This is a genomic window from Bosea sp. (in: a-proteobacteria), assembly GCA_023910605.1.
Taxonomy (GTDB): domain Bacteria; phylum Pseudomonadota; class Alphaproteobacteria; order Rhizobiales; family Beijerinckiaceae; genus Allobosea.
The window spans coordinates 2,174,838-2,201,046 of the sequence record JAAVVV010000001.1 but is presented as its reverse complement, the minus strand read 5'-3'; the positions used below and the strand labels follow the sequence as shown (position 1 = coordinate 2,201,046).

Genomic DNA, 26,209 nt, shown 5'->3' with positions numbered 1-26,209 from the left:
GCCGGTCCGGCGGGCTCGTTCGCATGCCCGCCGGCTCTGATCGGCGTGACGCCGCCTCAGGCGTCGCGCCACTCGCCCGGCGCATGGTAGCGCCGGATCACGGCCCCCTCTTTCGCGATGGCGTAAAGATGGACCCAGCCATGATCGACCAGATCGCGCACCGAGGCATGCCGCGCGATGATGGCGTCCATGGCGCCCTCGCCCGCCTCGATGAACACGTTCAGCCGCACCGGCTCGTGGATGAAGCGCCGGCCGTCATGAACAGACTGCCATGGCAATCCGGCCTTGAGGTCGCCGGCATTGCCCTCGAGCACGCCGAGCTGGCCCACCACATTGTGCAGCGCCTTGTTGCCTGAACCGAAGGCGCGGTTGTTCACGGTCGAGCCGTAATATTGCAGGTTGATCCAGCTGGCGACGACCATCGGCGCGGTCATGATGAGCTCAAGCACGCCGTGGCCCTCATCCCTGGCTTCCTCGTATTCGTGCAGGAAGGCGCGCCCTGACAGGTCGAGCCCGCGCGTACGCTGCCGCGGCGCGGCGATGAAGGCGGCGTTGCCGGCAAGGCCCCATTCCGGCCTGACCTGCGACCAGTCGCGCGACCGGGCCGCAACCTGCTTCTGCGCATCGGGCCCTGGCGCAATGCCGAGCAGCACGGAACGCTCCATCCGCGCCAGCTCCGCGGCCCTGGCCAGCCAGAGCTTCAGTTCGCCGAGATCGGCGGCGTGCGAAGCCGGCACATCCTCATCGCCATAAAGCGTGACCTCGTCGGTTGTGGTGTCGTGCAGCGCGCCGATGAACCAGGTATCGTCCGGCACGGCCAGGCCCCTGGCCTTGAGGCCCTTGCGAACATCGGGATCGTTGAGAATCGCGGCCGCGACGCGCGCATTGGCCTGCCCTGTATGGCCGCCGCAGGCGCCGCAATCGAGGCCCGAGGCATGAGGGTTGTTGACCGTGGTGCTGCCATGGCCTGTCAACATCACGAGCCGGGCGAAATCCCCGGTCATCGACATGGCCTTCAGCACCGCCTCGGCCATCGCGACACGTTGGGCAGGCGTGAAGCCGGTGGCCCTGCCCGCGACCTCGCGCGGCTCCAGGCTGGGGCCGGCGCGCCGCGCCACATCAGCATCGAGCCCATCCTCATCCGGGTGGGAGACGGTGCGGGTGAGGCCGACGCTGTCGGACACGATCTTGCCCGCGAAGAGCAGCCCGGCCGTCTCGACATAGGAGAAGGACGACACGGCCGAGAGTTTGAAGGACTTCCAGGCCTTGGTGGCCCGCCGCCGCATGAGCCTGAGGCCCATGACCTCCGCCTCCCGCTCATCGGAAGCTTCGGCGACGGCCTCGCACACGATGAAACGCGGCGTGAGCAGCACCGGGCATTGCGCCCCGCCCCGCTTCAGGCCGATCGGCACATACTCGATGGGAAAGCCGAAGAACCCGGCGAAGCCGATGGTTTGCGCCTGCGGGCAGACCATCTCCAGCGCGCGCCTGAACACTTCCGACCGGACATCGATGCAGAATGCCGCCTGCAGGCTCTTGCGCGGCGGAACCGGCGCCAGGCCAGCCTCGCTCGCATGCGCCTTGAGCCGCAGGATCAGCCTCCGCTTATAGGCCGTCTCGTAGGCCTGCTGGCAGAGCAGGTCCGTTGCAAGGTCGGCGTCCTCGCCGAGCTGGTGGTCCTGCGGCAGTGCAGCGGCGCGCGCCATGGCGTCGGCCCAGGCCTGCCGCACGGTCCGGTCGCCCCGCGCCTGGAACAGGGCATGGCCCCAGGCGATGCGGATGGCGAGCAACTGCACCATTGTGTCGTCCGCGCCGCCATGCAGCTCGGCATTCCAGACGATGTAGCGGGCATAGGCCGCCCAGCCGCCGATATCGAACAGCGCCCGGTGAAGATAATCCTCGACGGCCCGCTCCGGGATGCCAAGCGTCGCGACCACCAGAGCGATGGCCTTGACCGGGTCCTCCGGCAAGCTGGCAACCGAGCGCCGGAAGCCTGTGATGCCCATGGTCTCGGGGTTGAGGTCATGCCGGGCAGCCGCCCGCCAGGCCGCATAGGGCCTGAGCTTGCGCGCCGGCGAGGCCCAGCTCGCCTGGCCCTCGTCGAAATAGGCGGCGCACCAGCGCGAGATCTCGTCGATCATGAAGCCCACCCGCGAGGCCTGCCTGTCGCCTTCGGCCAGGCCGTCCAGGACCTCGGCCACGGTTGCGACGACGGCTGCGGGCTTGCCGGCATCGGGCGCCGGATCGCGCGCCAGCGCATTCTTCAGGCTTGCGAAATCGGAAGGACCGCTCCTCGTCAGCGTGCCGGCCGCCAGCGCCGCCGCAAGATCGTCATCGCTGATGAAGCCCTCGGCATGAGCCTGCCGGTAGAAAGCGCGCGGCATCAGCATATCGACATTGGCCACCCGCTTGAGCGTGGCGCAGGTGCGGGCGAATGACTGCCCGGTGAAGCCGAGGAAAGGATTGACAGCGACGAAGTGCTTGAGCGGCCAGAGCGGCGCGATCTTGCGGCAGGCCCGGTCGATCACGGCGGAGAGCGCGGCGATGTCGTTTGGCTGCGGTGCGGCGTTCGCAGCGGGCTGCGCGACATGGGTTGCGAGGGCGGTCATGACTCAGGCCTTGGTGTTGACGGTGGCGGATGACGAGGCGGGCGCAGCGGCGGGAGGCCACAGCTGCAGAACGAGGCGATTGGCCATCGTGTTGAGATAAAGCCCATTGGCGAGGTGCGTGTGCAGCGCGAGCCAGGCCGGCGAGCCTGCACGGAGCGCCATCACGCTCTGGAAGATCGTGACCGCCGAGAAGGAGAGGATCACCAGGCCTGCAAGCGCGAGATCAAGCGCCCCGGAGGCCGGCATGGTGGGCGGCAGCGTTCCCGCCATCAGCCACTCGGCCACAGCCTGCAAAGCGAAGTAGGCGACGGCGACGCCCAGCGCGAGCGCGGCGACGCGCAGCACGACGAAGCTGTTGGGCCGTTCGTCGATGGCGTTGGCGATGAGATGTGTCAGGCCCATCAGAAGGATGGCTGCCAGCGTGAATGCGCCGGGCTTCTGATCCAGCGTCGCGCCAAACAGCGCGCCGACACCAAGCGTCACCGCGAATACAGCCAGCAGCGCGATGACGATCCGTGCCGGATGCGGCTGCCCGCCCGGGCTGGGGCTCCAGGAGGAGCGGGCGAGATCGATGACGCTGCCCGACGAGAGGAAGGCATGCGCCTTGTACAGCGAATGCGCCACGATGTGCAGCAGCGCGGCCGAAAACGCCCCAAGCCCGCATTGCAGCAGCATGAAACCCATCTGCGCGATGGTGGACCAGGCCAGCGACACCTTCACCGAAGTCTGCGTCAGCATGACGACTGAGGCAAAGAGCGCCGTCGCGCCCCCGACAATGGCCAGAAGCGGCAGCGCGCCGGCGCCAAGCACGAGCAGATCCGACATGCGCAGCACGAGAAAGCCGCCCGCATTGATGATGCCGGCATGAAGCAGCGCGGAGACGGGCGTGGGGGTTTCCATCACCTCCGTCAGCCAGCCGTGGAAAGGCAACTGAGCAGACTTGAGCAGCGCGGCGATGACGATGAGCAGCGCCGCGACCGTGATCAGGCCCGAAGACCGGCCCTCGGCGGCCATGGTCCGTGCAGTGTCGAATATCTTGCCGAATTCCAGCGTTCCGAATGCGGCGAGGCACAGGACCACGACGCCGACCAGGCACAGATCGCCCAGCCGGCTGGCGAGGAACTCCTTGCGCGCCGCGAGCTGCGCCGCCTGCCGCTCGGGATAGAACAGCAGGAGCTTGCCAAGGCCCAGGCTGGTCGCGATCCACGCGGCGAGGAACTGCGCGAGATTGCCCGAGACGATGAGCACCAGCACCGCCGCCAGCGTGACTGAAAGCCATTTCAGGAAATCGCCCTGCCTGGCATCGCCATCCATGTAGTTCCGGCTGTAGCGCAGAACGACCACACCCAGGAAAGCCACGAGGACGAACATCACCGCCGAGAGCGCGTCGAGATGCACGCCCAGGCCAGCGCCGAAAACGCCGATGGTGGGCGTCGCCAGCGGCCCCGCCCAGATCACGCAGACAGCGCCCACGATCGCCGCCCCCAGAGCCACAAACGCCGCAAGGAGGCTTCGGCGCGCCATGTCCCCCGCATCTGCATTGACGATGGCGGAGGAGCCGGCCGTCGCGGCGACCAGCGCCAGTGGTCCCAGCAGGATGAGAAGCGGAGCGAATGACATCATGGCGAAGCCCTTTGGCGAAGTTCCGTGCGGTGATCGCCCATGCCTCTACGCGCTGCCGATACTTCTGAAAAATTCAAAGATTGAAACGTATCGTTCTGTTTGACATAATGGTCAGCCTGGCGGTCCGATCGGCTGGGCCGGAGAGCGAGCGCGGCTGGACATGGCCTTCCTGAACTTTCACCACCTGCGCTATTTCCGGGCGATCGCGCTCGACGGCGGCATCACGCGCGCGGCGCAGCGGCTGAACATCTCGCCTTCCGCCCTCTCGGTTCAGCTCAAGGCGCTCGAGGATCAGCTTGGGCAGGCCCTGTTCGAGCGGCGCGGGCGCAGCCTCCAGCTCACGGAGGCAGGGCGCATCGCGCTCGATTACGCCAACCGGGTCTTCCAGTCCGGCGAGGATCTGATGAGCACGCTCAAGGGCCTTGGCGGCGCGAGCCGTCCGGTGCTGCGCATCGGCGCCGCCGCCACCCTCTCGCGCAACTTCCAGCTGGGCCTGCTGCGCCCTCTGATCGCGCGGCCCGATGTCGAGCTGGTGCTGGAATCAGGCGCGGTGGCCGATCTTCTGGCGCATCTGGAGACACATGCGCTCGATCTGGTGCTGGCCAACCAGCCGGCGACGGTAGACGCCGCTTCGGAGTGGCAGAACACCCTGATCGGGGACCAGCCTGTCAGCCTCGTCGGCCATCCGGAGGACGGCGCCGGCCCCCTCGCCTTTCCGTACGATCTGGCGCATGTGCCCATTGTGCTGCCAGGTCGCGGCAGCACGATCCGCACCGCCTTCGACGCGCTGCTCGATGATGCTGGGGTCAAGCCCATCATTCTCGCGGAGGTGGACGACATGGCCATGCTGCGCCTGATAGCGCGGGAGAGCCATGGCGTGACGCTGGTGCCGCCAGTCGTAGTGATCGACGAGCTGAAATCGGGCCTTCTGGTCGAGCGCTGCCGCCTGCCGCAGATCCGGGAATCGTTCTATGCGATCACCAGAAGGCGACGTTTTCCCAATCCGCTGCTGCGGTTGCTGGACATGGGCGATCCCGCCAGCGGCGAGCAAGACTGCGCCGCTTCATGAGATGGACCTCGCGGCAGGGCATGAGTCTTGCAGAGGTTCCAGGCAACCAACAGGACTTTCGCCTCGTGCCGCATCATCGCCTGCCCCAGCCCCCTGCCGATACCGACCGCGACGCGCCGCTGCGCGATGACATCCGGCTTCTCGGCCGCATCCTTGGCGACACCGTCAATGCACAGGAAGGCGCCGGGATCTTCGATCTGGTCGAGCGCATCCGCACGACCTCGATCAGCTTCCATCGCGACAATGACCTGCCGGCGCGGGCTGCGCTTGAATCGACGCTCGACAGCCTCGGCCCGGGTCAGACAGTTCCCATCGTACGGGCCTTCAGCTATTTCTCTCATCTCGCCAACATCGCAGAGGATCAGCACCACATTCGCCGCTCGCGGGCGCAGGCCCATGCCGGCGAGGAGCCGGCCGACGGCACGCTTGCGCTCGCCCTCAGACGCGCGGATGCGGCCGGGGTGAGCGCCGAGCGCATGGCGGCTTTTTTTGCGGAAGCCCGGATCGCGCCTGTCCTCACCGCGCACCCGACCGAAGTGCGGCGCAAGAGCACGCTGACCCGTGAGCTCGCGATCGCGGGCCTGCTCGACGACCGCGAGCGCATGCGCCTGACGCCTGAGGAACTGGCCGAGAACGAAGCCAAGCTAAGGCGCGCCGTGCTGACGCTCTGGCAGACCAGCCTGCTCCGGCGCACACGCCTGACAGTGATTGACGAGGTCACCAACGGGCTTTCCTATTATGATTACACCTTCCTGCGCCGCCTGCCGCAGATCTACCGCACGGTCGAGACGGCCCTTATGGCGCGCCGGCCCGGTGGCGGGCGGCCCGATGTGCCGACATTCTTCCATATCGGCTCATGGATCGGCGGCGACCGGGACGGAAACCCCTTCGTCACCGCCGAGGTGATGGTGGAAACGCTGCGACTGCAATGCAGCGTGGCGATGCGGTTCTACGCCGAGCAGTTGCACAAGCTCGGCGCGGAGCTGTCGATCAGCAGCGCGCTGGTGTCCGTCTCCCCTGCGCTGCAGGCATTGGCGGAATCGTCGCCCGACCATTCGGTTCATCGCCGTGCGGAGCCTTACAGGCTGGCCATTTCGGGCATCTATGCGCGCCTGGCCGCGACAGCACGGCGCCTCGGGCAGGAGCCGCCCAACCCGCCGCCGGCCGGGCAGGCTGAAGCTTACGAAAACGCACAAGGCTTTCTGGCCGACCTCGACATCATCGACGCCTCGCTGGCGCAAGGCCAGGCCGGTGCGCTGGGCGATGGGCGGCTGGGGACGTTGCGGCGCGCCGTTCGCTGCTTCGGCTTTCACCTCGCCACGCTCGACATGCGCCAGAATTCGGACGTGCATGAGCGCACGATCGCCGAGCTTCTCGCCACCGCGCAGCCAGGCTCGGATTATCGCGCGCTCGACGAGGACGCCCGCGTGGACCTGCTCCTGGCCGAGCTTGTCAATCCCCGCCCGCTGGTGTCGCCCTTCGCGGCCTATGGCGCCGAAACCACGTCCGAATTAGCCGTGATGCGGGCTGCCGCCGCCGGGCGCACGCACTATGGGCCCGCCACCATCGACACGGCCATCATCTCCAAGACGGCCAGCGTCTCGGACCTGCTGGAACTCGCCGTGCTGCTCAAGGAGGCGGGAATCGTCTCGCCCGATGGCGCACGCGCCATCAACATCGTGCCGCTGTTCGAAACCATCGAGGATCTGCGCCAGTCGGCGGCTATCATGGATCGGCTGCTCTCCATGCCGGCCTATCGCCGGATCGTGGAGGGGCTCGGTGGCGTGCAGGAGGTGATGCTGGGCTATTCGGACAGCAACAAGGATGGCGGCTTCGTCACTTCCGGCTGGGAGATCTACAAGGCCGAGATCGGGCTGATCGAGGTGTTCGCGCGGCACAAGGTCAAGCTGCGCCTCTTTCATGGTCGCGGCGGCTCGGTCGGGCGCGGCGGCGGGCCGAGCTATGACGCCATCCTCGCCCAGCCGGGCGGCGCGGTGCAGGGCGACATCCGCATCACCGAGCAGGGCGAGATCATCTCCAGCAAGTATTCCAATGCTGAGGTCGGGCACCGCAACCTCGAATTGCTGGCGGCGGCGACCTTCGAGGCGTCGCTGCTCACCAGCAAGGACAGCGCGCCCCGTCCCGAATTCCTCGATGCCATGGAAGAGCTCTCGGCCGCCGCCTTCAAGGCCTATCGCGGGCTCGTCTACGAGACGCCGGGCTTCGAGGATTATTTCTGGGCTTCGACCGTCATCACCGAGATCGCCACGCTGAACATCGGCAGCCGCCCGGCCTCGCGCACGAAAACCCGGCGCATCGAGGATCTGCGCGCCATTCCCTGGGTGTTCTCCTGGGCGCAATGCCGGCTGATGCTGCCGGGCTGGTTCGGCTTCGGCGCTGCGGTGAAGGCCTATGGCGCAACGCATGCCGACAGAATCGAGACGCTGCGCGCCATGTATCGCGAATGGCCCTTCTTCCGCACGCTTCTGTCCAACATGGACATGGTGCTGGCCAAGAGCTCCATCGCCATCGCATCGCGCTACAGCGAGCTGGTGCCTGACAAGGCGCTGCGTGACGCCATCTTCGCCCGCATCACGGCCGAATGGGAGCAGTCGATCGACGCGCTTCTGGCGGTGACGCGGCATGAGCGGCTGCTCCAGGGCAATCCGCTGCTGGAGCGCTCGATCCGCAACCGCTTCCCCTATCTCGATCCGCTCAACCATGTGCAGGTCGAGTTGCTCAAGAAGCATCGCGCGGATGGCAGCGACGACGCCGTCCTGCAAGGTCTCCAGCTCACGATCAACGGCATCGCCGCAGGCCTGCGCAACAGCGGCTGAGCCTTGCCCTTGACCAGATGCGGGCGCGCGTGCCTGCCTTGATGCAGGGCGAAGCTCGCTCCCGGAGACAAAGCCGTGCAGCCATGGATCACGCTTGATGTCGCCGCGATACCGGGCGGGGGCGAGATGCGCCTGAAGCGCAGGGGCGCGGAGTTTTCCATCATGCTTGGCGGCAACGAGCTGATGAACAGCCGCCTCAGCCATTCGGAGGAAGCGCTGGCGAGGCTGGCAGCCGCCCGGCTGGCGAGCAGGCCGCAGCCGAGCGTCCTGATCGGTGGGCTCGGCTTCGGCTTCACCTTGCGAGCCGCCCTCGCCGCCTTCGGACCTCAGGCGCGCATCACGGTTGCGGAACTCGTGCCCCAGGTCTGCGCCTGGGCGCGGGGTCCGCTGGCCGGCCTGTTCGCCGGCAGCCTCGACGACGGGCGCGTCGACCTGGTGGAGAGCGACGTGGCTGCGATCATCAGGGCCGGGCGCGGCGCCTGGGACGCCATCCTACTCGATGTCGACAATGGCCCTGATGGCCTGACGGCCGCTGCGAACGATGCGCTTTATGGGCCTGCCGGGCTTGCTGCGGCATGGCAGGCGCTGCGGCCCGGCGGGCGACTGGCCGTGTGGTCGGCCGCACCCGACCGTGACTTCGGACAGCGCATGGCGCGCGCCGGCTTCCGCGTGGAGGAAGTCCGGGTCCATGCCCACCGCGGCGGCGGCGCGCGCCATGTGATCTGGCTTGGCGCACGTGGCTGAGTGCGCCTCGGGCGCTGCTGCATGAAGCCCATGCGCTGGGCGTATCGCTTCGTGCTGGACAGGGAGGCGTATGGAGCCCTTATGGGTGCCTGCTGAATCTTGTCCTCATGAGGTCTCCATGGACAACCGCAATACGCTCTGGCGTGAAGTCGACACACTCAGGCCGCGCTTCGTGGAGCTGTCGGACCGGGTCTGGGGCATGCCCGAGGTCTGCTACACCGAGGCGCGGTCCTGCGCAGAGCATACGGCGGAGCTGAAGGCGCAGGGCTTCCGGGTCACCGAACGTGTGGCAGGCATCCCCACGGCAGTGGTCGGCGAGGCTGGCGAGGGTGGACCCGTCATCGCGATCATGGGCGAGTACGATGCGCTGCCGGGCCTCTCGCAAGAGGCCGGCGTGGCGGAGCATCGCCCGATCGAGCCCAATGGCCATGGCCATGGCTGCGGCCACAACCTGCTGGGCTCGGCAGCGCTTCTGGCGGCCGCCGCGCTGAAGAACTGGCTGGAAGCAACCGGCACGCCGGGCCGTGTGCGATATTATGGCTGCCCGGCCGAGGAAGGCGGCGCGGCCAAGGCCTTCATGGTCCGCGCCGGCGCCTTCAACGATGCTGACATCGCCATTTCCTGGCATCCGCACAGCTTCTGGGAGGTGACGCCGCCGCTTTCGCTGGCGAACACGCGCGCCGACTTCATCTTCACAGGCCGCGCCGCCCATGCCGCCGCCTATCCACATCTGGGCCGCAGCGCGCTCGATGCGGTTGAGCTGATGAGCGTTGGCGTGAACTACATGCGCGAGCACATGCCCAGCGACGCGCGCGTGCACTACGCACTGCTCGACACGGGCGGCATCGCCCCCAATGTCGTGCAGGCCCATGCCCGCGTGCGTTACTCGATCCGGGCCATCGACCTGCCTGGCATGCTCGAGCTTGTGGGGCGCGTCCACAAGATCGCGCAAGGCGCTGCGCTCATGACAGAAACCAAGGTCGAGATGCGCATCATCAGCGCGGTCTCGAACATGGTCGGCAACGAGCCTCTGGAAGCCGCGCTCCAGGGCATCATGGAAGAACTCGGCCCGCCGCATTTCGACGACGAGGACAAGCGCTTCGCCGAAGCGATCCGCGCCACGCTGTCGCCGCAGGACATCGCCGCAGCGTGGACAGCGATCGGGATGAAGGATAATCGCGCGCCGCTGGCCAACTTCACCGTGCCGCCGATCACGCCGCGCAAGCCGATGATCGGGTCAACCGACATCGGCGATGTGAGCTGGGTCGTCCCGACGGTACAGGCCCATGCCCCGACCGTTGCGATCGGCACGGCGTTCCACACCTGGCAGGTGGTGGCGCAGGGCAAGTCTCCCGCCGCGCACAAGGCGATGGCGCAGGTCGCAAAAGCCATGGCCACGCTCGGCGCAAGGGCCCTCACCGATCCTGGGCTGGTGGCCGCAGCCAAGGCGGACCTTGCCGCTCGAACCGCCACGACGCCCTATGCCTGCCCGATCCCGGAGGGCGTCGAGCCGCCGCTCACCATGTCGCTGGGGTGATCAGACGACGGAGGTCTTGAGCTTCAGGAAGCGCAGGGCGCGTTCAGCCGTGGGCGTGTCAAGCTGCGCATAATCGAGCATGATCTCCTCGATGTCCTGCTCCACGGGCGCAAGGCGACGATGGCGCAGGGCCAGGATCGAGCGGAAGGCGAACTGGCGCATGTTGAGCGACCGGCACACCATCGCGATGCCGGCGGGATCGCGATGCATCATCACCCGCAGCACGTGGTCCACGTTCAGCGAGGAAACCGTGCCGATGACCTGCGCCAGATGACAGGCCCGATCATCCTCCGCCAGCATAACCACGACATCGTCGACCTCGCGCGTCCTGGCCATGATGTCTGCGATCATGATCTTGACCTCAGGGGGCTGCTGTCGAACCTGCCCTGCGAGGTTGGCGACATGTTCGGATGGCGCATCGGGCCGCTGCCCGTCGCCGAACCGCTCGACAATCTGCAGAACGCGCGCGGCGCGCGCCGGAACAAGGTCGGATCGCATTGACAGCGCCTCTCCGACAGCCTGGTCATCCTTGCCACGCTCGAGCAGCCGGTCAAAGCTTGCGTCGGAGAAGGTCGCGCCCTCGTTGCCGCTGACGATGCGCAGAACGGTCTGGTCGCCGCACCCGACAAGAATGTCGGTCACGCTGCAGGACAGTCGGCCGCGCTCGGCTATGGCGGCGAGGTGGCCATGGCTCTGGCTGACGGCGATGGCGGCAAGGTCGATGTCGGTCAGAACCGGCGAAAGCTTGAGCACAATCCCGGCTACATCGGCTTCCTGGTCGTGGGCGAGCTTCATGGCGACGGCATGGGGCAGCGTGGGGGCCGCCGCAACCTGCTCGGCATACTCCTTGCGGCTCTCCGCATCGAGCGCAGTCAGGGCCTGGATCGCAATCTCGCCGTAAAATGCCCTGCCCCCTTCCGATGGGTCTTCATCTAGAAGGAACAGATCGGTTACGATATTGAGCAGAGCATGAAGATTCTCTGACGTCATGCCCGACGGGAAGCGGGATAGCGAAATCAGCATCGAAAGCCCCACCAGAATCTATGTGATGCGGTCATCGGACGATCGTCTTGATTTATAATTAAATCGATTGATAGACTTTTGTTTTTCTATTTGAAACCTGAAGTTTATACTATTTCTGGCTTCATACCGCACTTTCCCGGTGATTTCGCGGTGGCTTCCCAGGCTAAACTCATGCCGTATAGTCGACTTGCCAAGGCTCCGCTTCTGCCGCTTTGATGAAAGAGAACGCCCGTCAACATGGAACATCGCTTTGCCTGAGTCTTATGTGCTGCTTCTCGCCTGCCCTGATCAACCCGGCATCGTGGCGCGCGTGTCGACCCATCTCTTCGAGAGGGGCTACAACATCCTCGACGCGCAGCAGTTCGATGATGGGCTTACGGGAGAGTTCTTCATGCGCGTGGTCTTCGATCAGGCGCATGAAAGCGCCTCGGACGATCCTGCGGCGGAATTCCACACTCTGGCTGAATCGTTCGCGATGACGTGGTCGATCACGCCCCGCTCGACCCGCCGCAAGGTCATGCTCTGGGTGTCGAAGTTCGATCATTGCCTTGCGGATCTGCTATATCGCTGGCGAATCGGCGAACTCGCCATGGACGTAACGGGAATCGTCTCGAATCATCCGCGCGAGACCTACGCTCACCTCGATTTCGGCGGTGCGCCGTTCTTTCATTGCCCCGTGACCAAAGCCACGAAGCTCGAGCAGGAGCAGCAACTCTGGCAATTGGTGAAGGAGACAGGGACAGAACTCGTCGTGCTCGCCCGCTACATGCAGGTCCTGTCCGATGGGCTGGCCGCAAAGCTCTCAGGAAAATGCATCAACATCCACCATTCCTTCCTGCCGGGATTCAAGGGCGCCAAGCCGTACCACCAGGCGCATGAACGCGGCGTGAAGCTGATCGGAGCCACGGCGCATTACGTGACATCCGACCTCGATGAGGGGCCGATCATCGAGCAAGATGTGGAGCGCATCAGCCACCGGGACGATCCTGAAGATCTCGTGCGGCGCGGCCGCGACATCGAGCGGCGGGTTCTGGCGCGCGCCGTCAGCTACCACCTCGAGAGCCGCATCATCCTCAACCGCAAAAAGACAGTTGTGTTCGCAAGCTGACAGGCACGGCGCCGCGCCGGAGCGCCCGCAGTTCCTGTCCGCAGGGCCTCGATCGCCCTGCCCGTCATCATCCTGAGTGGAGCGCCTGTCGAGGCGCGACGAACGCAGGAAACGTTAATGGATTGGACATCATAATCATCGTTAATATTTTCTATAACCTTCCCACTTGATTGAACAGGCTTATACTGCACTTCGATAACCATGGTGGAGTGCAGCATGTCCGTGCGTATCATGATCGCCCTCGCCGTCGCAGCGGGCGCGTTTGCCGCGCCGGCATGGGCTGAGACATCCTCGCGCCAGACCAACTGGCAGGGCGTGTATCTCGGTGGCCATCTCGGTGGCTCGGTTGGCGCGGCAGGCTCGACCAACACCAACGGCTTCCTGGCCGGCGCGCATCTGGGCGTAAACGGCCAGTTCGACAAGGTCGTGCTCGGGGTCGAGGCGGATGCGGGAATCACCACAAACGGGCACACCGGCCTCGCAGGCAAATTCCGCCAGGGAACCAACGGCTCGATGCGCGGACGGGTGGGCTATGCCTTCGATCGCGTCATGGTCTTCGGGACTGGCGGCATTGCAGTGACCAACCAGAGCTACAAGAACGCCGCCGGATCGGTTTCCCGCACGAGGGGTGGAACAGTGCTCGGCGCGGGGGCGGAACTGATGCTGACAGAAAATGTAGCCGTCAGGGGAGAATTCATGAGGTATAATTATTCGAAATCTTCCTTTGGAAAAATCGGCGGACCAGAAAATGTTCGTCCAATCAACAATTCATTTCGTGGCGGACTCAGTTATAAATTCTGAAATAACTAAAATATGAATGACTATTAATTGAACTTCATATTTATGCCTTATTTCAACGAATTTACGTCATATTCCCTGTTCATTATGTTACCTCGATATCACAGCGCCAATGGCCATCATCCCTTATATACAGTCGGGATGAAATCAGCTGGCGCGTGAGACCGGCTCTTCCCTCACACCCAACGGAGTGTCACATGAAAAACTACCTGCTCGGCGGCGCCGCCGCCCTCATTGGCCTGATGGGCGCTGGCGTTGCGGGCGCGGCCGATCTGCCTGCCCGCACCGGACCCGTCCCGGCGCCTGTCATGTACAGCACGATGTTCTCCTGGACCGGCTTTTATGCCGGTGTGAACGCGGGCTACCACTTCCATGACAACAAGGCGACGACCACCGGCACGCCGGCTTTCGTCGCGCTTGGCCCGCTGGTTCCGGGCTCGCTGGCAACCGGCAAGGACGGTTTCATCGGCGGCGGTCAGATCGGCTACAACTACCAGTTCGGCGCAGTCGTGGCCGGTGTCGAAGCCGACCTTCAGTATGTCGACGGGAAGCGCGCCACCGTCTTCACGAACGGCCCGGTCGCCACCGGCGCCGGCAGCGGCCTTGAATATCTCGGCACTGTCCGCGCCCGCCTCGGCTATGTGCCCATGGATCGCCTGATGATCTATGTCACGGGTGGTCTGGCCTACGGCAACCCCCAGAACACGGCTGTCGTCACGACCGTGGCGCCCCTGCCCGCAGGCCTGTGGGCCGGCTCCTCCGACAACACCCGCTTCGGCTACACGATCGGTGGCGGCGTCGAATATGCCTTGACCAACAACTGGACAGCGAAAGTCGAGTATCTCTATTACGATCTCGGCCGCCAGAGCGTCACCGCCGGCCCGGTCAATGCTGCGACGGCAGCCGCGTTCCCGGGCGTGGCCTATCAGGCCCGGTTCCAGAACAACGGGTCGATCGTCCGCGGCGGCGTGAACTACAAGTTCTGATCGCTTCCGGCGATCTGACGGCAACGGCGGCGCCCTTGAGCGCCGCCGTTTTTTGTTTGTGGCGCGGTCCCTCAGCCCTTGACACGGGTCGCCTCGAAGGCCGGCACGCGTTCCTCGAATTTGGCCAGCCACTTGCGAAGCTTCGGGTGTTTCTTGCGCCAGGCGCCGGCGAAGCGCAGGTCGAGATAGCCGAGCGCGCAGGCAGTCATGACATGGCCGACATGGAGTTGCCTGGTCAGCTTCGGTGGCGCTGCTTCCAGCGCGGCGAGCGCCCGCTCGATCTTGCCGGCCTGATGCTCCAGCCACTTCGCATCGCGCTTGTCCTCGCTGCGCCAGCGGCTCTCATAGACCTGCATGAGGGCTGCGTCGCAGAGCCCATCCGTCAGGGCCTGGAGGCGCAGCACGTCAAAGCGCCTTGCCCCGCGCGGGACCATCTTCCCGCCGCCCGCCATATGGTCGAGATAATCGACGATCACGCGCGAGTCGTAGACCGTGGCGCCGTCCTCAAGGATCAGCACCGGGATCTTGCCGAGCGGGTTCTCCTTGCGCAGCGTATCCTCCGGATTGGTGGTGTCTGCCTCGACGATTCTCATCTGGTCGGACAGCCCGAGCAGAGCGGCGCAGATCTTGACCTTCCGGCCATAGGGTGAGGCTGGTGCGGAGCGAAGCGTGAGCATGGAGTATCCCTGGCGAGGGGTTGCGGGGAGCGCCCCGGCTTGCGGCCGTCAGCCGGCGAGGCGCTCGCAGCGGTAACCCGCCCGCGCCGATCGGGCAAGACGCCCGGCCAGAGCCGGCAGGAGGCGCTCTGCCTCCCCCATCAGGGTCCAGGGTGGGTTGATCGCGATGAGGCCGCAGCCGGCGAGGCGGTCGGCGCCGGCGAGGTCATCGACCAGGATGTCCATGCGGATCGCGCTATGGACGCCTGCTTCCAGAACCGCGCGTGCCAGATCGTCCGCCTGGCGCGGGTTCTTCAAGGGATACCAGACGAGATAGCAGCCTGTGGGCCATTTGCGGTGCGCGGCGAGCAGTTCGCCTTGCATCCGCTCCCACTCATCGGCGGCCTCGAAGGCCGGATCGATGAGCACGATGCCACGCCGCTCCACTGGCGGGACATTGGCGCGCAGCGCGTGCCAGCCATCCATCAGCAGAACCTTGAAGCGCCGGTCCTTGCCGAGGGCATTGCGCAACTGCCAGCTCGTCTCGCCATGGAGTTCGGCGCCGATGTAGCGGTCGTCGGAGCGCAGCAATTCCTGGCAGAACAGGGGCGATCCGGGATAGCTCGCCGCGCCGTGACCAGCGCGAAGGGATGCCAGCGCGGCGCGCCAGGGGGCGAGGATCGTCTCGACTTCGGCGGAAAAGGGCGTCTCCATCCGTCCGACGCCCTCGCGCCACTCGCCGGTCCGCGCCGCCGCGGCACCAGACAGATCATAAAGTCCCGCGCCGGCATGGGTCTCCATGACGCGGATGGGCGCAGGTTTGATGTGCAGATAGGCGATCACCCGCGCCAGCACGACATGCTTGAGCACATCCGCGAAATTGCCAGCATGGAAGGCGTGGCGATAGTTCAAGAACGGCCCTCCTTGCGGCTCGACGCCTTGCGGTCAGCGGACAGGCTGCACGCTCATGGCCTGGATGCGGCAGCCGCCGCTATCGACCTCGCCGCAGGTGCGGAAGGAACGCAGATCCCGCGTCAGGCATATGCGGACCTCCTGCAGTTCGCCGCGGCGGCAGGACACGGCCATCATGTCGGGCCTGAGGCCGGGATTGGCGGCCGCGAAGGCGCGCTCCAGATCGAGCGGATTCCAGTTCTGCACGGCTTCCACCTTTGCGAAGGGCGGCGGGATCACCACCGCCTCGCGCGCGCGCCTGACGTCATTGAAGTAGTCGGTCGGGCTTGAGCCGGAGCAGACGCCGTGCTTGCGCCATTGATGCCGGGCAAGCCCCTCCTCGGGAAAGACATTGCGCGCGACATCCATCGCCTGACGCGAAGGCGTGCGGCCGGCCGGGCCGCACTCCACCGGATAGCCGCGCTCATTCTGTGGCCATAGCCCGTGAACGACGAAGCCGAGGCCCGAACCGGAGCGGCACTGATCGCGGTTCTTCTGGTCGCCTTCCAGCGCGCAGAACCCAGGGGACCAGGACAGCGCCAGCACGTAGAAATCAAACTCGCCGGCAGGCCCGCCCCGGACCACACGATCCTGCGCGAGCGCGCCCGAAACCGGCAGGCCAGGCCCCGCACCGAGCGTGACCATCATGACCATCGCGGCTTGCAAGATGCCGGCAGCCAACGCGACGAGGGGTGAAGCCCGCCCCGGCGGATTCACCATGGCGTCGCCTGCTCACAATTGGGCGCGTAGGTGCGGTGCCGATCAAGGCCGGCGGCGCACCAGATGACTTCCCAGCTGTTGCCGAACGGGCCGATGCTCTCGCGCACGAAGTAGTTGACGTAACGGAGCTTGCCATCATTCATGTGGGCTCGGGCCGAGCAGAAGCGGCGCGGCACGAAGTTGGCGCCCCATGGACGCAGGCCACGCTCGCGAACCCTGTCGTAACCGCCGATCTGCAGGCCGGAATTCCAGTAGGTCGCCTCGCGCGAATGGAACCATGCGCTCACCTGCTCCAGCACTTCCGGAGAGGCGCAGCCGGGCAGGCGCATGGCGGCGTAGCCGGCGGCGCGGTTCTCGGCCGGGGTGAGCGCTGCAGCCGGCGCCGCGAGCGCGCACGTCAGCAAGACGAGTGCCGATACAAGCCTCTTAACGCTCATGATTCTCTCTCTCCTGCGCGCTTTGAGCATGCGGAGAAGGCCCGCGCCGGTCAAGCATGTTGGCGCGCCGGGTCCGGCACGATGGTCCCGGCACGAAAGGCTTCAGCCGCGCTCCCGGCCCGCGCGGCGCGGCGCCGGACGATCGGGCGTGATCACCCGCAGGCGCGCCAGTTCGGAGCGGCTGAGCACGCGGATGCTGGTGCTGGGCGTGGCGTCAGCGAGAGCGACGAGGCGTCGCGAAACGCCCATCATCCCGAGATAGCGCTCGAGCACGGGCGAATAACCCTCCACCGCAATGCGGGCAGCGACCGAGCCGGGTGCTCCGTCCTCGCCCGTCCGGGACGGCCCAGCGGGCGGCAAGGTCCAGGCCTTGTGCACCCCGACCTCGCTGCCTTCCGGCACGATGCGGCGACGCCCTCCGGCCAGGGCATAGGCGCAGGCCGAATAGCAGCGGCCCGTGATGAAGGCATCGCCGCGCACCTGCCCGACCATGATCGAAAAGCCGAGCTGGCGCATGACGATGCCGAGCTTGAGCGAGCCCACAAGATTGCCGCCCGGCGAGGTCATCAGCACCACGCTGGTGACCTTGCGGCCCATCACATCGGACTTCACGAAGCGGAAGAAGCGATCATCCGAGTCCAGTTCGATCTCGCCGGATGCGACGATCACCTCCGGGCAATCGGCCGTGCAGGCGCCGTCAGGCAGTCGGGACAGCGAGAACTGCATGGCGCAAGCGGGCGCAGCCGCAAGGACGAGGGCGCCAAACGCGGCAGTTGCAGACCAAAAGAGCCGTGAGGCCATACTTGCACCGCTCCCCATGGCAGATGGCAAAGACCCGGCGATCCTAGGGCGGTCTCATTGCGCATTCAAGGCGCGGTTGGCCGCGAGGCCCGTTTCCTGCTGGAGCGGCGATCGGACCAGAACCGGGCTTCAAGCGGCTCGCAGAAGCATTCCGAAAAGATCCCGCGGATCGTCAGGGTCAGCGACGAGGTCGAGCCCGGTGAACAGGCCGGCATGGGTGAGCTGATCCCGGACATAGCTCAGCGCCGAGAAATCCTCGATGGCGAAGCCGGCGCTGTGCGATGCCAGCCGTGCGCTTTTCTCAAAGTCGGGCCAGCGGCGGAAGTCGGCTTCGATGCGAGAGGCCAGTTCCGCCAGCACGGTCGCGATGCCGCGACTGTTCACCAGACGCATCATCTGGTCCACGCTTACGAAGGGCACGACATTCAGCGCGTGCGATCGGGGCGAGCGGGGCGAGAATCATGCCGAAGCCCTCCGGTTGCCGCAGTCGCGTGAACGCGCATCGATGGCGTCCGCCGCCAGGCTCGCCATCAGCCGGGCGGTGCGGCGGTCGCGATCGAGAAACGGGTTGACCTCGACCAGATCGAGGCTGGCCAGAAGCCCGCTGCGACGGACGGTGGCCATGATCGCGCGCGCCTCGCCGAGCGAGAGCCCGTCAGCGACTGGCGTGCCGACGCCCGGCGCCTCGGAGGGGTCGATGGCGTCGGCATCGAAGCTGACATGCAGCAGGCCATTAGCGGCACGCACGCGCTCGAGAAAAGGCTCCAGCGTCGCCGCCACGCCCTGACGTGTCAGAGCCGCCGCAGCGTGGGCCTCGATGCCAAGCCGCGCGATGAGCGATGCTTCCGCTGCGTCTATGCTGCGCAGGCCGATCATGCAGAGGTGGGACGGCGCAAGCGTCTGCGTGACCGCGGGAAAGGCCTTGCCGAAACCATCGACACCCAGTGCATACGCGACCGGCGTGCCATGGAGATGGCCGCTTTCGGTGGTGTCGAGGGTGTGGCAATCGGGGTGCGCATCGATCCAGAGCACGAAAAGCGGGCGGCCCATCGCAGCCGCGCGGCGCGACAGCCCCGTCAGCGTTCCCATGGAAATGGAGTGATCCCCGCCCAGCATGACCGGCACCTGGCCATGGGGCACCGCGCTGACGGCATCGGCGATGGCCGCAGTCCAGGCCGCGACCTCACTGAGCGCCTTGAGCGCAGGATTGGGGTGAGCGCCAGCTTCAGGCCGGGCCTCGCCGAGAGCGAGGTTGCCCCTGTCGTGAACGGCGACGCCGGTGGCCTGCAGAGCCTCGCGAATGCCGGCGGCGCGCAGCGCGCGCGGACCCGCATCCGCCCCTGCACGACCGGCTCCGTCGGCGACCGGCATTCCGATCAGCACGCAGTTCATGATGCGCGTCCTCCGCGATGTCGTTTGGCCTCGCTCTGCGCAATGTGGCCGATCCTGCCGGCGATCAGAACAGTCCATATTGTCAAAAAGTCTGAATTAACCTATCAGACTGGCACTATTTTGCATCGAAATGCGAAGGGCCGATATCTCATGGACGACATCGACGCGCGCCTCATCCAGCTTCTGCGCCATGATGGACGGCGCAGCATCTCCGATCTCGCCGGCGAGATGGGGCTGTCCCGCGCCACAGTGCGGGCGCGGATGGAGAGGCTGGAACGCTCTGGCGAAATCGTGGGCTACACGGTGATCCTGCGCTCGGAGACGGTGGACATGCCGGTGCGCGGCCTGATGCTGATCGAGATCGAGGGCCGAGCGGCCGACCGGGTGGTGGACAGCCTCGGCAACATTCCGGAGGTCACGGCAGTCCACACCACCAACGGCAAGTGGGACCTGATCGCGGAACTTGCGACATTCGATCTTTCCGCGCTCGATGCGGCGCTGCGCCGCATCCGCCTGATCCAAGGCATCACCGGCTCCGAAACCAACCTTCTGCTCGCCACGCCCCGCAGCACGCGGGCTCGTCTGGGCTAGAGATCGGAGCCCGGTTGCGTGCCCGCTGTCCCGGCCTCCGCCAGCGGCGCATGGTCCTGCGTCCTGGGGTCACGCTTGAACCAGACGAGCTGAACCATTCGCGCCGGAATCCCGTAAGCCCGTGAAACTGCGCCGACAGATCAAGGTTTCCAAGGCCATGAACCATCTCACCATCATCGTCGGCGGGGCCGGCGGCATCGGCTCGGCACTGGCGCGCCGTATCGTCGCAGCAGGCCGCAAGGTTCACCTCATCGGGCGTGACGGAGCGAAGCTGCTGGCCGTCGCCAACGAGACGGGCGCCAGCCACGCGATCGCCGACGTGCACGATGCCCCTTCCCTCAAGGCCGCGATCGAGGCTGCCGGCCCCGCCGTCAGCGGCCTCGTCTATGCGGTGGGCTCGATCAACCTCAAGCCTGCCAACAGGCTCACCGAAACCGACATCATGGGCGATTTTCGCCTGAACGCTCTGGGCGCCTTCCAGGCAGCGCAGGCCGCCCTGCCCGCGCTCAAGGCTGGCGACGGCACGAGCGCGATCCTGCTCTTCTCGACGATCGCGGTGGCGCAAGGCTTCACCGCCCATGCCTCGGTCGCGATGGCCAAGGGCGCCGTGGAAGGGCTGACGCTCGCGCTCGCGGCGGAACTTGCGCCAAAGGTGCGGGTGAACTGCATTGCCCCGTCGCTCACCCGCACGCCCCTGGCGGCCAGCCTCACAGTCAACGAACAGATGGCGAGCGCCATAGCGCAGCTTCATCCCATGCAGCGCCTTGGGGAAGCGGAGGACATCGCCGCCATGGGCGCTTTCCTGATGTCTCCTGATGCCGGCTGGATCACCGGTCAGGTGATCGGCGTGGACGGGGGCCGGTCCACGCTGCGCACGAAGGGCTGAGCGCCATGCCCGCGATGGTTCGCAAGGGGGATCTGCCCCAGAAGCCGTGCGAAGCCTGCGGCCGGCCCTTCGCCTGGCGCAAGAAGTGGGCGCGCGTCTGGGACGAGGTGAAGACCTGCTCGGAACGATGCAAGGGCGAGCTGCGGCGGCGCGGAAAAACCACGTGAAAACCTTGCGGCTTGTCCTGGGCGACCAGCTCAGCCACGGGCTGTCGTCGCTGTCCGATTGCGACCCGGTCCGCGATGTGGTGCTGATGGCCGAGGTGCACGACGAGACCGTCTATGTGCCGCATCACAAGCAGAAGATCGTGTTCGTGCTTTCGGCCATGCGCCATTTCGCGGCCGAACTCAGCGAGCGCGGCTTCACGGTCGACTATGTGAAGCTCGACGATCCCGCCAATGCCGGCTCCTTCACGGGCGAGGTGCGGCGCGCCATCGCACGGCACCGACCGGACAGGATCGTGGTCACAGAGCCCGGCGAATGGCGCGTGCTCAGCGCCATGCAATCCTGGGAGGACGAATTCGGCCTGCCCGTGACGCTGCTGTGCGACGACCGCTTCTATGCGAGCCGCGAGCGCTTCCGCCGCTGGGCCGAGGGGCGCTCGAGCTACCGCATGGAGTTCTTCTATCGGGAAATGCGCCGCGAGCATGACCTGCTGATGGACGGCGACGAACCGATTGGGGGGCAATGGAACTTCGACAGCGAGAACCGCAAGCCCCTCCCCGCTGGCGCCAGCCTGCCGCGGCGCGTCCGGTTCGAGCCGGATGCGATCACGCAGGAGGTGATGGCGCTTGCCGGGCGCCGCTTCGCCGGCAACTTCGGAGACCTTGCGCCCTTTGGGTGGGCCGTGACGCGGGCGCAGGCGCTGGAGGCTCTCGACCATTTCATCACAGATGTGCTGGCCGGCTTCGGCGACTATCAGGACGCGATGAAGAGCGGCGAACCTTTCCTGTTCCATGCCGTGATCTCGCCCTACCTCAATGCGGGGCTGCTGACCGCGCGCGAGGTTTGCGAGCGCGCGCAGACCGCGTGGCATGACGGCGCCGCGCCGCTCAACGCGGTCGAAGGCTTCATCCGGCAGATTCTCGGCTGGCGCGAATACGTGCGCGGGATCTACTGGCACCGGATGCCGGACTATGCGGCGACCAACGCGCTTGGAGCATCGCGGCCGCTGCCATGGCTTTACTGGAGCGGCGAGACCACGATGAATTGCATGGCGCAGGCCATCGGCAATGTGCGGCGCCATGCCTATGACCACCATATCCACCGGCTGATGGTGACAGGGAACTTCGCGCTGCTGGCCGGGGTGGAACCGGCCCAGATCGAACGATGGTATCTGGCGGTCTACGTCGATGCCTATGACTGGGTGGAGCTGCCGAATGTCCACGGCATGGTCATGTTCGCCGATGGCGGCCTGCTGGCCTCCAAGCCCTATGCCGCATCGGGCGCCTACATCGGCCGCATGTCCGACTATTGCGGCGCGTGCCATTATGACGTGAACGCGAAATCCGGTCCAAAGGCTTGTCCGTTCAATTATACCAAAGGCCCTTTGACCGTAAGCGGTTAGCTGAGGGCGTTTGACCTGAAGTTCCAGGGCATGAGGGCGTCGATTTTGGATGCGGGCCATCCTTGGGCGATATGCGCGAGGGTTTGCGACAGCCAGTCGAGAGGATCGACATTGTTCATCCTGGCGGTTTGCAGAAGCGTTCCCAGTGTAGCCCAGGTCCTGCCACCGCCTTCACTTCCGGCAAAGAGGCTGTTCTTTCGCGTAATGGTTTGGGGCCTGATGGCCCGTTCGACGATGTTGGAGTCGATTTCAATGCGACCGTCGGAGAGGAACCGTTCGAGTGCTTCACGGCGGGCGAGCGCATAGCGGATTGCTTCCGCCGTCTTGGACTTGCCGGAGACCTTGCCGAGCTCCCGTTCCCAAAGATCGAAGAGGCGCGCGACGACAGGCGCAGACTTTTCCTGCCGGAGCTTCGCGCGGGTGTCTGCATTCCGGCCGCGCACGTCATCTTCGACCCTCCACAGCTCGGTCATGGCCATGACGCTGTCCGTGGCAGCCTGCGAGACGCCGCTGATGTGCAGATCGTAGAACCTGCGCCTGAGATGCGCCCAGCATCCGGCAAGCCTCATCGTTTCTGTGCTGCCGGTTTTGGCCTGGCTTTTGGCGTGGCTCTTGGCCTGGCTCTTGGCCTGGCTCTTGGCCTGGCTCTTGGCCTGGCTCTTGGCCTGGCTCTTGGCAAGGCTGCTATAGGCCACGTATCCATCGACCTGCAGGATGCCGTTGTACCCGGACAGATGACGGGCCACACATTCAGCGCCTCTGCCGTCTTCGAAGCGATAGGCCACCATTGGCGGACTGGTGCCGCCATAGGGGCGATCATCGCGCGCGTAGGCCCATAACCAGGCCTTGGTTGCTTTCCCCGATCCGGGAGCCAGAGTGGGCAAGCTCGTTTCGTCGGCAAAGATCCGCTCACCCTCCTTGATCTTTTCGAGGATGTAATCGGCCAGTATCTGCAGTTCAAACCCAAGATGGCCCATCCATTGGGCCATCAGGGATCGGCTGATCTCGACCCCGTCGCGCAGGTAGATCGCCTCCTGACGGTAAAGCGGAAGACCGTCGGCATATTTGGAGACCGCGATAAAGGCGAGCAGCCGTTCCGTTGGCAATCCGGCTTCGATGATGTGTGCCGGTGCGAGCGCCTGGATCACGCCGTCATGGCCACGGAAGGCATATTTGGGACGGCGCGTCACGATGACCCTGAACTTCGGCGGAATGACATCGAGCCGTTCGGAACGGTCTTCGCTGATCAGCACCTTCTCCAGGCCCTCATATCCAGCGGGGAGTTCCGGCTCGATGACCTCCTCGATGCGCTCAAGATGCGCAGCAAAGCCTTTGCGCGGGCGTGGAGCGCGTTTCGGCTTGTCCCTGGCGCCCCGGTCGAGTTCGCTCTGGACGCTCGAAAGGCCGGTCTCCACCTCCTCGAAGGCAAAGGCAATCTGCTCGTCGTCGAGGACCCCAGGACCACCGGCGCGGAGCCGTTCAGAGCGCTTGCCATGTTGCGCGCGCTGCAAGACCTTCATGATCAGCGTCAGGTTGGCAATCCGCTCGTTGGCGCTCTGTTCGATCGCCTCCAGCCGGGCGATTTCAGCCTCCGCGGCTCTTAATCGAACATCCCCTTGCGCCTGCGCACGCGCCAGGGCGAGCACCATCGCCTTGAGCGCATCCACGTCGTCCGGCAAGGTGTTCAGGGGTAAATCCATGGGTGCAAATAGAGCACAAAACCGCTCACTTTCCCAATGATTACAGCAGCATGATTCATCTTGCCGCAGATCGACATCATCCCGTCAGCAAGGGTCGCCGCACCTTTGTCGGACGGATCTTCTTCCAGTCCATCCCGGCCAGAAGAGCCATCAGCTGCGAATGGTCCAGGCGAATGCGAGCCGCCGATAGGGCAGGCCAGCAAAAGCCTTGCTCCTCAAGCGTCTTCGAATAGAGACAAACGCCGCTGCCATCCCACCACACGATCCGAACACGGTCCGCACGTTTCGACCGAAACACGTAAAGCGCGCCGTTGAACGGGTCGAGGCCGCCATCCCGGACAAGCACCATCAGGGATGCGGCACCTTTACGAAAGTCGACGGGCTGGCACGACACGTAAACGACGACACCCAGGCCAATCATGCTTTGCGCACCGCCCTCAGTATCACGGTCAGATGATCCGCATCGATGTCGCCGCCAACACGGACAACCGTATCCCGAATGACAATCTCCACAGCCCAGTTGCCAGCCGCCTCGACGCGCGCAAACTTCACCTCATCGTGCGCAACGGGCATGGCTTTGACCGCCCCGGATGCCCGGGCCTGTCGCCGCCATCCATAAAGCTGCGAAGGGTCAACCCCGGCAGAACGCGCAATCGCCGAAACATTCGCACCAGGCAACAGCGTCTGGGAAATCAGTCGTGCCTTCTCGTCGACCGACCAATCACGTGGCCTGCGCCTCGTCCGCACCGGCGCTGCCGTCAAAACCTCAAAAACTCGATCTTGATTCATACTCTCGCTCATAGGATTCCCCACATGATTCACCGGGAAAATGAGCGATCAGAACACCAAAAGATACGTGGGGTTGCCTACACGCTTACCTTTGACCTGACTCACCGAGGGTTCCCAAACTGACTGCGGCGTGATTCAAAGTGCGTGGAGGACCCACGCCATGCCGAAGGTTGTCGAGATCAAGCCGAGCCATACTCCCGCCGAGCTGCGCCGCCTGGCGGCATCGGGCAAGGATGCGAACCAAAGTCGACGATTGCTGTCCATCGCTGCGGCGCTGGACGGGATGAGCCGGGCGGAGGCCGCCAAGATCGGCGGCATGGACCGCCAGACGCTACGGGACTGGGCGCATCGGTTTAATGAGCAAGGCCCTGCCGGGTTGAAGGACAACCGTCGCCGGGGGAACCCAAGACGTCTGTCGCAGGCGCAACTGGTGGAGCTGTCCGAGATCGTCGAGACCGGCCCCAACCGCGCTGTAGACGGCGTGGTGCGCTGGCGGCGGATCGACCTGCAACGTAAGCGTGTAGGCAACCCCACGTATCTTTTGGTGTTCTGATCGCTCATTTTCCCGGTGAATCATGTGGGGAATCCTATGAGCGAGAGTATGAATCAAGATCGAGTTTTTGAGGTTTTGACGGCAGCGCCGGTGCGGACGAGGCGCAGGCTACGTGATTGGTCGGTCGACGAGAAGGCACGACTGATTTCCCAGACGCTGTTGCCTGGTGCGAATGTTTCGGCGATTGCGCGTTCTGCCGGGGTTGACCCTTCGCAGCTTTATGGATGGCGGCGACAGGCCCGGGCATCCGGGGCGGTCAAAGCCATGCCCGTTGCGCACGATGAGGTGAAGTTTGCGCGCGTCGAGGCGGCTGGCAACTGGGCTGTGGAGATTGTCATTCGGGATACGGTTGTCCGCGTTGGCGGCGACATCGATGCGGATCATCTGACCGTGATACTGAGGGCGGTGCGCAAAGCATGATTGGCCTGGGTGTCGTCGTTTACGTGTCGTGCCAGCCCGTCGACTTTCGTAAAGGTGCCGCATCCCTGATGGTGCTTGTCCGGGATGGCGGCCTCGACCCGTTCAACGGCGCGCTTTACGTGTTTCGGTCGAAACGTGCGGACCGTGTTCGGATCGTGTGGTGGGATGGCAGCGGCGTTTGTCTCTATTCGAAGACGCTTGAGGAGCAAGGCTTTTGCTGGCCTGCCCTATCGGCGGCTCGCATTCGCCTGGACCATTCGCAGCTGATGGCTCTTCTGGCCGGGATGGACTGGAAGAAGATCCGTCCGACAAAGGTGCGGCGACCCTTGCTGACGGGATGATGTCGATCTGCGGCAAGATGAATCATGCTGCTGTAATCATTGGGAAAGTGAGCGGTTTTGTGCTCTATTTG

27 protein-coding genes are annotated in these 26,209 nt (G+C 65.2%); 14 read left to right on the top strand and 13 right to left on the bottom strand.

What is annotated here, in order from left to right; genetic code table 11:
* Positions 1-56: 56 nt before the first annotated feature.
* On the bottom strand, positions 57-2,609 hold the full coding sequence (locus HEQ16_10610) for a DUF2309 domain-containing protein (GenBank protein ID MCO4054482.1): 2,553 nt from the start codon (positions 2,607-2,609) through the stop codon (positions 57-59).
* 3 nt (positions 2,610-2,612) lie between these two features.
* Entirely contained in the window at positions 2,613-4,232 is a 1,620-nt protein-coding gene (locus HEQ16_10605) for an NADH-quinone oxidoreductase subunit L (GenBank protein ID MCO4054481.1), read from the bottom strand.
* 160 nt (positions 4,233-4,392) lie between these two features.
* Between HEQ16_10605 and HEQ16_10600 the strand changes: the two genes are divergently transcribed.
* The 4 genes from HEQ16_10600 to HEQ16_10585 all read left to right on the top strand — a co-directional run bounded on the left by HEQ16_10600 (position 4,393) and on the right by HEQ16_10585 (position 10,419).
* The gene (locus HEQ16_10600; protein ID MCO4054480.1) at positions 4,393-5,301 is read left to right on the top strand and encodes a LysR family transcriptional regulator; all 909 of its coding nucleotides are present in this window, start codon (positions 4,393-4,395) and stop codon (positions 5,299-5,301) included.
* A gap of 20 nt (positions 5,302-5,321) precedes the next feature.
* Positions 5,322-8,138 carry a phosphoenolpyruvate carboxylase gene (gene ppc / locus HEQ16_10595; GenBank protein MCO4054479.1) on the top strand — a complete coding sequence of 939 codons (2,817 nt, stop codon included), beginning with the start codon at positions 5,322-5,324 and terminating at the stop codon, positions 8,136-8,138.
* A gap of 75 nt (positions 8,139-8,213) precedes the next feature.
* The gene (locus HEQ16_10590; GenBank protein ID MCO4054478.1) at positions 8,214-8,882 is read left to right on the top strand and encodes a hypothetical protein; all 669 of its coding nucleotides are present in this window, start codon (positions 8,214-8,216) and stop codon (positions 8,880-8,882) included.
* 118 nt (positions 8,883-9,000) lie between these two features.
* Positions 9,001-10,419 (top strand): amidohydrolase, encoded by a 1,419-nt coding sequence (locus HEQ16_10585; protein MCO4054477.1) that lies wholly within the window; start codon positions 9,001-9,003, stop codon positions 10,417-10,419.
* On the opposite strand, the gene HEQ16_10580 is transcribed toward HEQ16_10585, so the two are convergent.
* Positions 10,420-11,442 carry a DUF2336 domain-containing protein gene (locus HEQ16_10580; protein MCO4054476.1) on the bottom strand — a complete coding sequence of 341 codons (1,023 nt, stop codon included), beginning with the start codon at positions 11,440-11,442 and terminating at the stop codon, positions 10,420-10,422.
* A gap of 244 nt (positions 11,443-11,686) precedes the next feature.
* Between HEQ16_10580 and purU the strand changes: the two genes are divergently transcribed.
* From purU to HEQ16_10565, 3 genes are all read left to right on the top strand, one after another.
* Positions 11,687-12,550, top strand: a complete 864-nt coding sequence (purU, locus tag HEQ16_10575) for a formyltetrahydrofolate deformylase (GenBank protein ID MCO4054475.1) — start codon at positions 11,687-11,689, stop codon at positions 12,548-12,550.
* Positions 12,551-12,766: 216 nt separating this feature from the next.
* The gene (locus tag HEQ16_10570; GenBank protein MCO4054474.1) at positions 12,767-13,351 is read left to right on the top strand and encodes a porin family protein; all 585 of its coding nucleotides are present in this window, start codon (positions 12,767-12,769) and stop codon (positions 13,349-13,351) included.
* Positions 13,352-13,545: 194 nt separating this feature from the next.
* A complete protein-coding gene (locus tag HEQ16_10565) occupies positions 13,546-14,334 on the top strand; it encodes a porin family protein (protein ID MCO4054473.1) in 789 nt (262 codons plus the stop codon).
* Between the two features lie 71 nt (positions 14,335-14,405).
* On the opposite strand, the gene HEQ16_10560 is transcribed toward HEQ16_10565, so the two are convergent.
* The 7 genes from HEQ16_10560 to rocF all read right to left on the bottom strand — a co-directional run bounded on the left by HEQ16_10560 (position 14,406) and on the right by rocF (position 19,291).
* Complete coding sequence (locus HEQ16_10560) at positions 14,406-15,011, bottom strand: glutathione S-transferase family protein (protein MCO4054472.1); 606 nt, start codon at positions 15,009-15,011, stop codon at positions 14,406-14,408.
* Between the two features lie 48 nt (positions 15,012-15,059).
* Positions 15,060-15,902 (bottom strand): 23S rRNA (adenine(2030)-N(6))-methyltransferase RlmJ, encoded by an 843-nt coding sequence (locus HEQ16_10555; GenBank protein ID MCO4054471.1) that lies wholly within the window; start codon positions 15,900-15,902, stop codon positions 15,060-15,062.
* Positions 15,903-15,935: 33 nt separating this feature from the next.
* Positions 15,936-16,595 (bottom strand): ribonuclease T2, encoded by a 660-nt coding sequence (locus HEQ16_10550; GenBank protein MCO4054470.1) that lies wholly within the window; start codon positions 16,593-16,595, stop codon positions 15,936-15,938.
* A 59-nt stretch (positions 16,596-16,654) separates the two neighbouring features.
* On the bottom strand, positions 16,655-17,098 hold the full coding sequence (locus HEQ16_10545; protein ID MCO4054469.1) for a hypothetical protein: 444 nt from the start codon (positions 17,096-17,098) through the stop codon (positions 16,655-16,657).
* Positions 17,099-17,200: 102 nt separating this feature from the next.
* Complete coding sequence (locus HEQ16_10540) at positions 17,201-17,899, bottom strand: hypothetical protein (GenBank protein MCO4054468.1); 699 nt, start codon at positions 17,897-17,899, stop codon at positions 17,201-17,203.
* 129 nt (positions 17,900-18,028) lie between these two features.
* Positions 18,029-18,295 (bottom strand): hypothetical protein, encoded by a 267-nt coding sequence (locus tag HEQ16_10535; GenBank protein MCO4054467.1) that lies wholly within the window; start codon positions 18,293-18,295, stop codon positions 18,029-18,031.
* Positions 18,296-18,358: 63 nt separating this feature from the next.
* Entirely contained in the window at positions 18,359-19,291 is a 933-nt protein-coding gene (gene rocF, locus HEQ16_10530) for an arginase (protein MCO4054466.1), read from the bottom strand.
* A 150-nt stretch (positions 19,292-19,441) separates the two neighbouring features.
* On the opposite strand from rocF, the gene HEQ16_10525 reads away from it, so the two are divergent.
* The 4 genes from HEQ16_10525 (at position 19,442) to HEQ16_10510 (ending at position 22,335) form a co-directional block, all read left to right on the top strand.
* Complete coding sequence (locus HEQ16_10525; GenBank protein ID MCO4054465.1) at positions 19,442-19,882, top strand: Lrp/AsnC family transcriptional regulator; 441 nt, start codon at positions 19,442-19,444, stop codon at positions 19,880-19,882.
* Positions 19,883-20,039: 157 nt separating this feature from the next.
* Positions 20,040-20,768 (top strand): SDR family oxidoreductase, encoded by a 729-nt coding sequence (locus HEQ16_10520; GenBank protein MCO4054464.1) that lies wholly within the window; start codon positions 20,040-20,042, stop codon positions 20,766-20,768.
* A gap of 5 nt (positions 20,769-20,773) precedes the next feature.
* Entirely contained in the window at positions 20,774-20,935 is a 162-nt protein-coding gene (locus HEQ16_10515; protein ID MCO4054463.1) for a DUF2256 domain-containing protein, read from the top strand.
* Positions 20,932-22,335 carry a cryptochrome/photolyase family protein gene (locus tag HEQ16_10510; protein MCO4054462.1) on the top strand — a complete coding sequence of 468 codons (1,404 nt, stop codon included), beginning with the start codon at positions 20,932-20,934 and terminating at the stop codon, positions 22,333-22,335. Before HEQ16_10515 ends, HEQ16_10510 begins: the two co-directional genes overlap by 4 nt.
* Here the strand turns inward: HEQ16_10510 and HEQ16_10505 are convergent.
* From HEQ16_10505 to HEQ16_10495, 3 genes are all read right to left on the bottom strand, one after another.
* Positions 22,332-24,035 carry an IS66 family transposase gene (locus tag HEQ16_10505; protein MCO4054461.1) on the bottom strand — a complete coding sequence of 568 codons (1,704 nt, stop codon included), beginning with the start codon at positions 24,033-24,035 and terminating at the stop codon, positions 22,332-22,334. The two genes, HEQ16_10510 and HEQ16_10505, sit on opposite strands and share 4 nt — an antisense overlap.
* A 76-nt stretch (positions 24,036-24,111) precedes the next feature.
* On the bottom strand, positions 24,112-24,456 hold the full coding sequence (gene tnpB, locus HEQ16_10500) for an IS66 family insertion sequence element accessory protein TnpB (GenBank protein MCO4054460.1): 345 nt from the start codon (positions 24,454-24,456) through the stop codon (positions 24,112-24,114).
* Positions 24,453-24,836 carry a transposase gene (locus HEQ16_10495; protein ID MCO4054459.1) on the bottom strand — a complete coding sequence of 128 codons (384 nt, stop codon included), beginning with the start codon at positions 24,834-24,836 and terminating at the stop codon, positions 24,453-24,455. The genes tnpB (HEQ16_10500) and HEQ16_10495 overlap by 4 nt, the downstream gene beginning before the upstream one ends.
* 148 nt (positions 24,837-24,984) lie before the next feature.
* Between HEQ16_10495 and HEQ16_10490 the strand changes: the two genes are divergently transcribed.
* From HEQ16_10490 to tnpB (HEQ16_10480), 3 genes are read left to right on the top strand one after another with little or no spacing between them, the layout of a single operon-like run.
* Positions 24,985-25,377: a helix-turn-helix domain-containing protein gene (locus HEQ16_10490; protein MCO4054458.1), complete on the top strand. Its 393-nt coding sequence runs from the start codon at positions 24,985-24,987 to the stop codon at positions 25,375-25,377.
* Between the two features lie 36 nt (positions 25,378-25,413).
* On the top strand, positions 25,414-25,797 hold the full coding sequence (locus HEQ16_10485) for a transposase (protein ID MCO4054457.1): 384 nt from the start codon (positions 25,414-25,416) through the stop codon (positions 25,795-25,797).
* Positions 25,794-26,138: an IS66 family insertion sequence element accessory protein TnpB gene (gene tnpB, locus HEQ16_10480; GenBank protein MCO4054456.1), complete on the top strand. Its 345-nt coding sequence runs from the start codon at positions 25,794-25,796 to the stop codon at positions 26,136-26,138. Before HEQ16_10485 ends, tnpB (HEQ16_10480) begins: the two co-directional genes overlap by 4 nt.
* Positions 26,139-26,209 lie beyond the last annotated feature (71 nt).